We start from the raw sequence: 10,134 nt of genomic DNA on the forward strand, positions 1-10,134 counted from the left end.
ATAGTTATGTCTGCCGGACGGCTCCGCTCGTCCTGCAGGAAAGTTTCCGACGGAACCGAGAAGGCTGACTTGGGTCTGGTCTTCAACATGGGCGGATCGGTGGTAGCGAACTACTGTTCGCTCTTCGAACGCGACCGATGAATCCGGCGGAGTGGCTGGCCCGGACCGCGCGATCGGTTCCGGAGGCACCGGCGCTATATCGCGACGCGCATGTAATCGCCGATTACGCGGGTTTTGCCCGACGGGCTGCCGGTATCGGCGCGGCGCTGGCCGCGCGGGGGATCGGCCTGGGCGACCGGGTTGCGATCTTCCTGGCCAATTCCGTTGATTACCTGCCGATCCATTACGGGATCCCCTGGGCAGGGGCGACGGCGGTTCCGATCAACGGCAAGCTGCACGCGAAAGAAGCCGGCTGGATCGTGGAGCATTCCGCGACCAAGTTCGTCTTTACCGGCGATGCTGCGCTGAGCGAGGCCTGCGGCCTGCCCTGTGTCGATCCGGCGACCGAGGCCTTTGCCGCTATGCAGGGGACGCCTGGTTTGGAGGCCCCTTGCCCCGTGGCTGGAAGCGATGCGGCGTGGTTGTTCTATACCTCGGGCACGACAGGGCGGCCAAAGGGCGCGGTGCTGACCTGCGGCAATGTGATGGCGGCCTCGCTGGCCTATCTGGCCGATGTCGATGATGTCGCGTGCGAGGATGCGGCGCTTTATCCCGCGCCGATGTCGCATCGCGCGGGGCTGTAAAACTTTATCCACGTCCAACGCGGCGCGCGTCATGTGGTGCCCGAAAGCGGCGGATTCGATCCGGCCGAGATCATCGGACTGGCGGCGGAGCTAGGGAAAATCTCGATGTTCGCCGCCCCGACGCTGGTCAAGCGACTCGTCGATTTCGCGCAGCGGTCGGGGGCGGATGGCGCCGGGATCAAGACGATCGTCTATGGCGGCGGGCCGATGTACGTGGCCGAAATCCAGGCTACACTGAAGGTGTTCGGCCCGAAGTTCGTTCAGATTTACGGTCAGGGCGAGGCGCCGATGACGATCACGGCACTGTCGCGGGAGGATATCGCGGATTCGGTCCATCCCGATTGGCTCCGGCGGCTGGCATCAGTAGGCAAGGCGCATTCGGTGGTCGAAGTACGCGTTCTTGGCGAGGACGGCACGCCCCTGCCCCGGGATAGATCGGTGAGATCGCCGTGCGGGGGCCACAGGTGATGCAGGGGTATCTGGACCACCCCAACGCCAATGCGAAGACGCTGCGCGATGGCTGGCTGTGGACCGGCGATCTGGGGCAGCTGGACGAGAATGGCTATCTGACGCTGCACGACCGGGCCAAGGATATGGTGATTTCGGGCGTGTCGAACATCTATCCGCGCGAGGTGGAAGAGGCGCTGTTGACCCATCCGGAGGTCAGTGAGGTTTGGGTTGTCGGGGCGCCCGATCCGGAACGGGGCGAGATCGTTGTCGCCTTCGTCGTGGCCAGCGGGGCGACGCCGCCGGAGACGGCAGCGCTCGATGCCGCCTGCCCCGCGCTGATTGCCCGGTTCAAGAAGCCGAAACGCTATGTCTTTGTGAAAGACCTTCCAAAGAACAACTACGGCAAGGTGCTGAAGACCGAGCTGCGTGAACGGCTGGCCGCAATGGCGGTCTGATCCGTCAAGTGGCCGTATAGCCGCCGTCGACCGCGATGGCGGCCCCGGTCACATAGCCGGAGTGGTCGGACATCAGCCAGATGGCCTGTGCGGCGATTTCCTCGGCGGTGGCATAGCGCCCGATCGGCGTTTTGGCGACCGACGCGGCCCGCTTTTCCGCGTTGCTGGTCGCGGTCAGCGGCGTTTCGACGAAGCCGGGGCAGATGGCGTTGACCCGGATTCCGAGGTCTGCGTAGTCGATCGCGGCAGCCTTGGTCAGCCCGACCACGCCGTGTTTGGCGGCAGTGTAATGCGCGGCACGAGGCAGGCCAATCAGGCCGGCGATGGATGCCATGTTCACGATTGCGGCGCCGCGCGCCATGACTGCGATCTCGTGCTTCATGCAAAGCCAGACACCGGTCAGGTTGACGTCGAGCATCCGGCGCCAGCTGTCTTCCTCGAGGTCTCCGGCGCGGTTGCCGACGGCGCGGGTTTCCAGCGTGCCGATCCCGGCGTTGTTGAAGGCGGCATCGAGCTGTCCGAACCTTTTGGTGACGGAGGCGATCATGGCGGTGACGCTTTGGGCGTCCGACACATCGACGGTGACTGCGAGGACCTCGGCGCCCGTTTTGGCCAAACCGGTTGCGATTTCTTCGGTGCCAGGGGCGTTCCGGTCGGCCAGGACGACTTTGGCCCCTTCGTGCGCGGCCGCGCGGGCTGCGGCCGCCCCTATGCCCGAGGCAGCCCCGGTCACGAGGACGACCTTACCCGCGAGCAGCCCGGCGGTCGCGGTGGATTTGAGTTTCGGGGTCATGACGGTGCCTCCAAGATGTTAGCCGGCCTGCAGGACTCTTGCGTTACATTCGGAGGGCCAGAGGGATCAATGTCAGATTACGGCAGCAAAGTAGTATGTTCAAGCAGACTTTTCGGTGAAGGCCGCCCGTCAGCCAGCGGCGACGCCCATTCCGCCGGATACGCCGAGGGTTTCCCCCGTGATGTAGCCGGCTTCGCGTGAGGCGATGAAGGCGACGGTGGCTGCAACCTCTTCGGGCGTACCGAGGCGGCGGGACAGGGTGGCGTTCTCCATCGCCTTGAGAAGTTTTTCACCACCCTCCTCGACCGCGCGGCGCAGCAAGGGCGTGTCGATGGGGCCGGGCACGACGGTGTTGGCGGTGATGCCGTAGCGGGCGTTTTCCATCGCAATGGATTTGGTAAAGGCGATCAGGCCACCCTTGGCAGCGGAATAGACCGACCCGCCGCGCGAGCCGAGCCGCCCGGCCTCGGAGCCGATGTTGACGATGCGCCCGAAGCCCGACACCTGCATGTGCGGAAGCGTGGCGTGGGTGACGGCGAAGACGGTTTCGAGGTTGACCGTCAGAAGCCGCCGCCAGTCGTCCTCGGTGGTCTCGGTGAAAAAGGCGTGCTGGTCGACGCCGACGTTGTTCACCACGATATCGAACGGGCCTTGTTCCGCGATCAGGGTGCGCAGCCGGGCTAAATCGGTAAGATCGACGGCGGCGACCGTGGCGCCCTGGCCGCATTCCCTGGCGAGGGGTTCGGCGATGTCGGGGTTTCGGTCGAAGATCGCGACGCGCACGCCTTCGGCGGCGAGACGGCAGACGATGGCCGCGCCGATGCCCTTTGCGCCGCCCGTGACCATGGCCGACAGGCCGCGCAGACGGTTCGACATGTCCATGTCAGTGGCCTTTGAAGACGGGCGGGCGTTTTTCGATGACGGCCTGGAGGCCCTCCATCGAGTCGGCGGTGCCCGAAAGCGCGGCGACTTCGCGGGCCTCGTCCGGCAAGGCGGATTCGAAGCCCCGGGCGAGGCCGTTCCACATCATCCGCTTGGCAGACGACTGCGCGCGGGGCGCACCGGCGGCGAGCTGGCGCGCGACGGTCAGGACCGCCTCGTCCAGCTGGTCGTCCGGCACGGCGCGGGTGACGAGGCCGATGCGTTCGGCCTCTTCCGCGTCGACGATACGGTTGGTCAGCACCAGATCCATCGCGCGCCGGAAGCCGACGATCTTCGAGAGGGTGGCCGTGGCGCCGCCGTCCGGCGCCATGCCGACCCGCGTGGCGCCGGCCATGAAACGGGCGCTGGCGCCGCAGATCACGATGTCGGATGCACAGACAAGGCCCAGCCCTGCCCCGCCTGCGGCAAAGCCATGAACGCGGGTCACCACCGGGACTTCCAGATTGACGAGACCCGAGACGCAGATCTGCAGATAGGCGGTGGCCATGCGCAGGTAATGCGGTAGCTCGGCCCCCTTGGAGGCGAAATCCTTTACGTTGCCGCCGCCGGTGAAGATCTTGCCGTTGCCGGAGAGGATCACGGACCGCACGCGCGCGTCGCCATGCACCTGCATGACGACCTCCTGAAACTGCCGCATCAGATCGACGTCGAATCCGTTACCCGTCTCGGGGCGGTTGAGCTGAATATGCGCGATCCCTTCGCCATATATCAGCAGGACCGGCCCTTCGCCGACCAACGTTTCTTCGCCTTGGAACACGGATTTCCTCCCCTTGGCTTCCTCAAACGAGGAAGGACAGCGTGTAGATCGCCTTGTTGTTGTTGATGAGGACAACCTTCTTGTAGGCCATCCTCAGCGCACCATCGACCCGGCGCAACGAGTATTCGTTGCGTGACGCCCACATCGTGTCGCCGCGCAAGTTGGTCTCAAATATCTGGGTGTTGCACATCACCTTTATGTCGTCGGTGTCGGACGCCAGAAATTCGAAATTCGAGATCACGCGCGCCAGCTGCGAGGGTGGCGTCTGCGAGTGCCGCCGCCCGGTCTTGAGCTGGCGGATCCGCAACGCGATGCGGGACCGATTGTCGTAGATCAGCGACATCTGCTTTTCCGGATCCGTATCGGTTCCATTCGCAGGCACCCAATAGAGGGCGTCATCGGTCCAGAGCTCTTCCCAGGCGTCATAGTCGTGAATGTCCTGAAGACGGGCTTCGCGGAAAATGAACTGTTGCACCTCATGGTACAGTTGCGGGTTGAACGACTTTTCGTAGACCCGCGATTTGCCGACCCATTCCTTGAGGATGTCCGGCCCTTCGATTTCAGCGACGTCAGTGCTCATTTGTCTTCCATCATCTCGCGGTAGTGTTTCCAGATTGCCCGCGACGGCAGGTCGTCGGTGGAGTGGCCGATCAGATATCCGTTCTCGTCGCGCCGTTCGCGGTGCTCGCCGCGCTTGAGGTAGAGGTATTCGGGCTGCCGGATTTCGAGGCCGCGCTGGTTGCGTTCGTACATCTCGGTATCGTCGGCGAGCAGGAAGCCGGCCGGGCCGACCGAGCCCATCGTCTGCTGGCGCAGGCGGCGGTTGATGTCGGGCGCGCCCTTGAACTGGATGGCGGTGGAATGCTGGACCGACTCGGTGGCCGAAATCGGCTGGATCACGAAGATCTGGATTTCGGCGATGAAGAGGTTCGGGAAGATCATGGTATGCGGCGTGCCGTCGATCATGATCTGGCGGGCGCGGTCCTCGCCATAGGCCTCGTTCATTTGTCGCACGTAATCGGGCAGACGATCGGGCGTGGTCCCGAACCAGCTGAGCGGCTTGTCGCGGCGGCGGAATTCGGGCCGGGGATCGACCTCGGTATGGCCGTTGCCGAGGCTGCGGGTCACGGCCACGGCGGCGTCGCCGTAGAGATCGCCTATGGCGCTGTCCGAGACCGAGAAGATCGACGAATGCACGAAGGCCGGGTGGTACCCGTCGCATTCGTTCTCGAGGATGAACTTCCAGTTGGCACGCGTGCGGTGTTTCAGGAAGCCGGCGGAAATCTGGATCTCGCCCGTGGGGGAGTTGTCGCAGAGCAGGTCGATGCTGCCTTTTGCGCCGTCGAGATGCTCTTCCAGTGTCGGGCCATCCGCGGCCATGGAGCCGAAGACGAAGCCGCGATAGCTGGCAACCCGCGTGACCTTGGAGAGGCCCAGGCTGGACTTGTCGGTGCCCTTGTAGCCCTCGGGGAAGGCGTAGTTGATGAGTTCACCGGTATTGGCGAAGGTCCAGGAGTGGTACGGACAGGTAAAGCGGGCCCGGTTCCCTTTGTCCTGCACGCAGACGGCGTTGCCGCGATGAGGGCAGCGGTTCAGCAGAAGCTGAATCTCGCCGTTCGAGTCGCGCGCCATGAGGACAGGCATCGGGCCGAGCGACTTGGTCACGAAGTCGTTCTTCTCGGGCACTTCGCTTTCGTGGCCGATATAGACCCAGGTCTTGAACCAGATCTTCTCGACCTCTTCCTTGAAGATGGCCTCGTCATAGTAAAGCGATCCGTGAACCCTGCCGGGCTGGATCAGGTCATCCCATTTTGGGTTGAAGTTTCCGTCCATGGTCCCCTCCTTTTCTTGATCTTGCTGGCGGGAAGTTCCGGGGTCTCGGCGTTCATTTAAAAACCGGACGACCATCCTGATAATTGGCGAAGCGGCGCAAGTCAATCCCGCAACGTCACGCGCGTGCTTAGCGCCCGGTGAATGTGGGCCGGCGGCCGGCGAGGAATGCGGAGATGCCCTCGTGGGCGTCTTCGGTGGCGAAGACCTCGGCCTGGAGCCGGGCCTCGGCGTCGAGTGAGGCATCCGGATCGGTGACGTGGCGCAGGATGTGCTTGGAGCGGCGCAGCGCGGCCGTCGGTCCCGTGGCGAGCCGCTTTGCAAGCGCCCGGACGCCCTCCTGCAGGTCGGAGTCGGGCAGCACGTCGCTGCACAGTCCCATGTCCAGCGCGGCGCGCGACGGGATCGTTTTTCCGGTGAAGATCATATAGGCGGCGCGCTGGTGGCCGATGGTGTCGCGCAGGAAGCTGTGCAGGCCGGCGTCGCACATGATGCCGATGTTGCTGTAAGGCGCGCCAAAGCGGGCTGATTCGGCGGCAATGGTGATATCGCAGGCCGCGGCGATGCCGAAACCGCCACCGACGCAGGCGCCGGTCACCGCGGCGAGGGTCGGAACGGGCACGTCGCGCAGCGCGCGCAGGGCGGGATTGACGAGGCTGTCGATGACGGCGAGGGCGTCGGTCTTGTCCGGTTCGATTTCGGCGATGTCGAAGCCCGAGCAGAACGCGTCTCCGGCGCCGCGAATCAGCAGGGCGCGCGCGGGGCTGGTTGTCACCTGCCGGGCGGCGTCGGCCAATGCGGACCAGTCCTGACCGCTCAGGGCGTTCTTGCGCTCTGGACGGTTCAGGGTGATTTCCGCAAGGTCGTCGTGGAAAACAAGTTCGACTGCCGTCATTTTGCTGGCCTCCGTCCGGTGGGAAATTTAATAAACCGGTCAACCGTCTGTCTTATCTAGCATCGCGCGGACAGATGTGCAATTTTCAGACGTCATTCAGCCAGGCGGCAAAGAGGAAAAGCATGAACATGACCAGCAGAGCGAATGCAGATATGCCGGAGGCGGGGTTCCGCCTGAACGATCCGGTCTTCGTGGGCGAGGAACTTGTCATGCTGCGCGATCAGGTGCGCCGTTTTGTCGAGAAGGAGGTCACGCCCAATGGCGAGGCCTGGGAGCGCGAGGGCAAGATCCCGCGCGAGATGTTCCGCAAGCTGGGTGACATGGGGCTGCTGGGGATGCAGCATGAAGAGGCCTATGGCGGCACGCAGATGGGGTCGCTGGCCAGCGTGGTCTTTGGCGAGGAGCTGTCGCGGTCAACCTTCGGCGGCTTCACGGCGGCTGTGACGGTGCATACCGACATGTCGGCCAGCCACATCACCCGCGTCGGCACGCCGGACCAGAAAGCGCGGTTTCTGCCCGACATCATCAGCGGCACGACGGTCTGCGCCATCGGTGTGACCGAGGCGGGCGCGGGATCGGACGTTGCGGGGATACGGACGCGCGCGGTGCGCGACGGGGATGACTGGATCATCAACGGCACCAAGATGTTCATTACCAATGGCGTCTATGGCAAGGTGGTCGTTCTGGGGGCACGGACGGATGGGATCGAGGCGGGAGCCAGGGGGATTTCGCTGTTCATCGTCCCGACCGATACGCCCGGTTTCAACGTGACGACAAAGCTGGAAAAGCACGGCTGGTTGTGTTCGGACACGGCGGAGCTGTCCTTCGAGGACATGCGGGTGCCGGGCGAGAACCTGCTGGGCGAGATGAACCGGGGTTTTCACGCCATCATGCAGGGGTTCGAGCACGAACGGCTGATGATCGGTGCGTTTTGCGCCGGCGAGGGGGCGAAGGCGATCGAGCTGACGCTGGACTATGTGCGCACGCGCCGGGCCTTTGGCAAATCGATCTGGGATCAGCAGGCGACGCGTCAGCGGCTGGCGGACCTGGCGTCGAAGGTCGCGATGATCCGCGCGCTGACCTATCAGACCGCCGCCGCCAAGGACGCGGGCCAGCCGGTCAGCCGCGAGACGGCGATGATCAAGTCGGTTGGCCCGGAGATCCTGCACGATGTGGTGCATGGCTGTCTGCAGCTGCACGGCGGCTCGGGTTACATGCGCGGCACACCGATCGAACGCATGACCCGCGATGCGCGCATCCTGCGGATTGGTGGTGGCGCCACCGAGGTCATGCTGGAAGAGGTGGCCAAGCGGATGTGACCGCCTGGCTGCCGCGCTTCAGGTAAGTGTGCCGTCGGCCCGCATCGCGGCGATGTCTTCGGCGGAATAGCCGGCGTCGCGCAGAAGGTCGTCGGTATCGCTGCCCGGTGCCGCCGGACCGCGCACGGGGCCGGCAGGAGTGCGGTCGAACCGCGGCGCGGGCGCGGCCTGAAGCACGCCGTTCTGCCGGAAGAAGATCTCGCGAGCCTTGTTGTGTGGCGACTGTTCGACCTCGTCGAGCGTCAGAACCGGCGAGACGCAGGCGTCGCTTCCGTCGAAGATTGCCGCCCATTCATCGCGGGTCTTGCTGCGGAAGACGGCCTCGTATTCGGCGTTGAGGCGCGGCCAGGCGTCCTTGTCGTTCTGCTGGCGGGGGGAAAGGGGTTCGAGGCCCGCCTTATGGCAGAGTTCGGCGAAGAACTGCGGTTCGATGGGGCCTACGGCGATGGCCTTGCCGTCGGCCGTTTCATAGCAGCGATAATAGGGGGCGCCGCCGTCGAGCATATTGTGCGCGCGTTGCAGGTCCCAGATGCCCTGTTGCAGCAGCATGTGGAAGACGCCCATCATGGCGGGCACGCCATCGACCATGGCTGTGTCGACCACCTGCCCCCTGCCCGACTGCTGCCGCTCCAGCAGCGCGGCCAGAATGCCGAAAATCAGGAACATGGCGCCGCCGCCGTAATCGGCGACGAGGTTTAGGGGCGGCATGGGCGGACGGTCGGCAGAGCCCATGGCGGCCAGCGCGCCGGTCAGCGAGAGATAGTTTATGTCGTGCCCGGCCGTGTGGGCGAGCGGGCCGGACTGGCCCCAGCCGGTCATCCGGGCGAAGACCAGCCGGGGGTTACGGTCGAGGCAGATGTCGGGGCCAAGCCCAAGCTTTTCCATAACGCCGGGGCGGAAGCCTTCGATCAATGCGTCAGTTTTGGCGATCAGGCGCAGGGCAGCTTCGCGGCCCGATTCGGATTTCAGGTTCAGTGCGGCGGACCGTTTGTTGCGGCGGTTGATGTCCGTGGGCTCGGCCGGACCAGAGGCGCGGTCGATCACGATGACCTCGGCGCCGAGGTCGGCAAGCAGCTGCCCGGCCAGCGGGCCGGGTCCGAGGCCGGCCATCTCGATAATCCTTAGGTGTGAAAGCGGTCCGGTGGTGCTCAAGGCGGTCTCCCCTGTGTGGTTGGAACCTGGCTCGCGGCAATAAGCCTGTCGTTCATCCGGTTTATATTGACAGCATTCGGGCCATACAACCGGCGTCTTTTGCTTGCGCGCGTGACGGAGGAGTGCGGGCGATGGCCGCCGCAAGAACAGATGCGCGCCGTAGAGCTGAGCGGCCCGAAAGGCAGATTTTCAACGGTGTTGAAGAGGATACGCGTCAAATTTGCATGGCAGTTCAGGTGGATAAGGATCGCTCTGGAGTACTTGCGGGGGGCGGTCGCAGGAAGATGAGGCCAAGGGTGCCCGTGACGGTGGGGAATTAGTAGGCCGGACCACCGGTTTTTTAATGCCAAGGTTCTTGATTGAAGATGAAAATATGATACCCATTAAAAAAACCGGTCAACCGACCGGTGATTGAAGCGATGCCTTTCCGGCGCGAGACGCGCGGGACTGGCTGGCGAAGGGAGGATCACCGTGAAGACAATGCCTTGCGCAAGGGTTTTCGCAACCTGCGCGGTGTGCGTCGCATGATGCAGACGGTTTCTCCGTGGGCTCCGGACGTGCGCGCCGAACTGGGCGCGCTGCTGGAGCTTCGGAACGCGCAGATCGTCTATGACAACGCCATAGAAGCGGTGCGCGATGTCTCGCTTTCCGTGCCCGAGGGCAGCGTCGTCGCCCTGCTGGGCTCGAACGGCGCGGGCAAGTCGACCCTGCTCAAGGCCGTGACCGGCACGCTGCACCTTGAAGAGGGCGCGCTGGAAAAGGGCGCGATCCGCTTCGCCGGGCAGGACATCTCGCACG

10 protein-coding genes and 1 pseudogene are annotated in these 10,134 nt (G+C 64.3%); 4 read left to right on the forward strand and 7 right to left on the reverse strand.

The window, feature by feature from the left end; translation table 11 throughout:
- Positions 1 to 137 precede the first annotated feature (137 nt).
- Together IE266_RS26240 and IE266_RS27265 are read left to right on the forward strand one after the other, a co-directional pair.
- Positions 138 to 1,211: pseudogene (locus tag IE266_RS26240) on the forward strand (AMP-binding protein).
- Positions 1,211 to 1,648, forward strand: a complete 438-nt coding sequence (locus tag IE266_RS27265) for a class I adenylate-forming enzyme family protein (RefSeq protein ID WP_308434625.1) — start codon at positions 1,211 to 1,213, stop codon at positions 1,646 to 1,648. The pseudogene IE266_RS26240 and the gene IE266_RS27265 overlap by 1 nt, the downstream one beginning before the upstream one ends.
- Before the next feature lie 4 nt (positions 1,649 to 1,652).
- Here IE266_RS27265 and IE266_RS26245 read toward each other — a convergent pair whose 3' ends face one another.
- From IE266_RS26245 to IE266_RS26270, 6 genes are all read right to left on the reverse strand, one after another.
- On the reverse strand, positions 1,653 to 2,441 hold the full coding sequence (locus IE266_RS26245) for an SDR family NAD(P)-dependent oxidoreductase (protein ID WP_189683101.1): 789 nt from the start codon (positions 2,439 to 2,441) through the stop codon (positions 1,653 to 1,655).
- A gap of 129 nt (positions 2,442 to 2,570) precedes the next feature.
- Positions 2,571 to 3,323, reverse strand: a complete 753-nt coding sequence (locus IE266_RS26250) for an SDR family NAD(P)-dependent oxidoreductase (protein WP_229864530.1) — start codon at positions 3,321 to 3,323, stop codon at positions 2,571 to 2,573.
- A 1-nt stretch (position 3,324) separates the two neighbouring features.
- Entirely contained in the window at positions 3,325 to 4,140 is an 816-nt protein-coding gene (locus IE266_RS26255) for an enoyl-CoA hydratase/isomerase family protein (RefSeq protein WP_229864532.1), read from the reverse strand.
- A 22-nt stretch (positions 4,141 to 4,162) separates the two neighbouring features.
- Positions 4,163 to 4,720 (reverse strand): aromatic-ring-hydroxylating dioxygenase subunit beta, encoded by a 558-nt coding sequence (locus IE266_RS26260; protein ID WP_189683102.1) that lies wholly within the window; start codon positions 4,718 to 4,720, stop codon positions 4,163 to 4,165.
- Positions 4,717 to 5,973, reverse strand: coding sequence for an aromatic ring-hydroxylating oxygenase subunit alpha (locus tag IE266_RS26265; RefSeq protein WP_189683103.1), 1,257 nt, complete (start codon positions 5,971 to 5,973; stop codon positions 4,717 to 4,719). Before IE266_RS26265 ends, IE266_RS26260 begins: the two co-directional genes overlap by 4 nt.
- Positions 5,974 to 6,100: 127 nt before the next feature.
- Positions 6,101 to 6,865, reverse strand: a complete 765-nt coding sequence (locus IE266_RS26270; protein ID WP_189683104.1) for an enoyl-CoA hydratase/isomerase family protein — start codon at positions 6,863 to 6,865, stop codon at positions 6,101 to 6,103.
- Between the two features lie 128 nt (positions 6,866 to 6,993).
- On the opposite strand from IE266_RS26270, the gene IE266_RS26275 reads away from it, so the two are divergent.
- A complete protein-coding gene (locus tag IE266_RS26275; RefSeq protein WP_229864534.1) occupies positions 6,994 to 8,184 on the forward strand; it encodes an acyl-CoA dehydrogenase family protein in 1,191 nt (396 codons plus the stop codon).
- 18 nt (positions 8,185 to 8,202) lie between these two features.
- On the opposite strand, the gene IE266_RS26280 is transcribed toward IE266_RS26275, so the two are convergent.
- Positions 8,203 to 9,336, reverse strand: a complete 1,134-nt coding sequence (locus IE266_RS26280) for a CaiB/BaiF CoA transferase family protein (RefSeq protein WP_189683105.1) — start codon at positions 9,334 to 9,336, stop codon at positions 8,203 to 8,205.
- Positions 9,337 to 9,893: 557 nt separating this feature from the next.
- On the opposite strand from IE266_RS26280, the gene IE266_RS26285 reads away from it, so the two are divergent.
- Positions 9,894 to 10,134, forward strand: a 241-nt coding sequence (locus IE266_RS26285) for an ATP-binding cassette domain-containing protein (protein ID WP_308434626.1), incomplete at its 3' end; no start/stop codon positions are given.

The organism is Seohaeicola zhoushanensis, assembly GCF_014656415.1.
GTDB classification, from domain to species: Bacteria; Pseudomonadota; Alphaproteobacteria; order Rhodobacterales; family Rhodobacteraceae; genus Seohaeicola_A; species Seohaeicola_A zhoushanensis.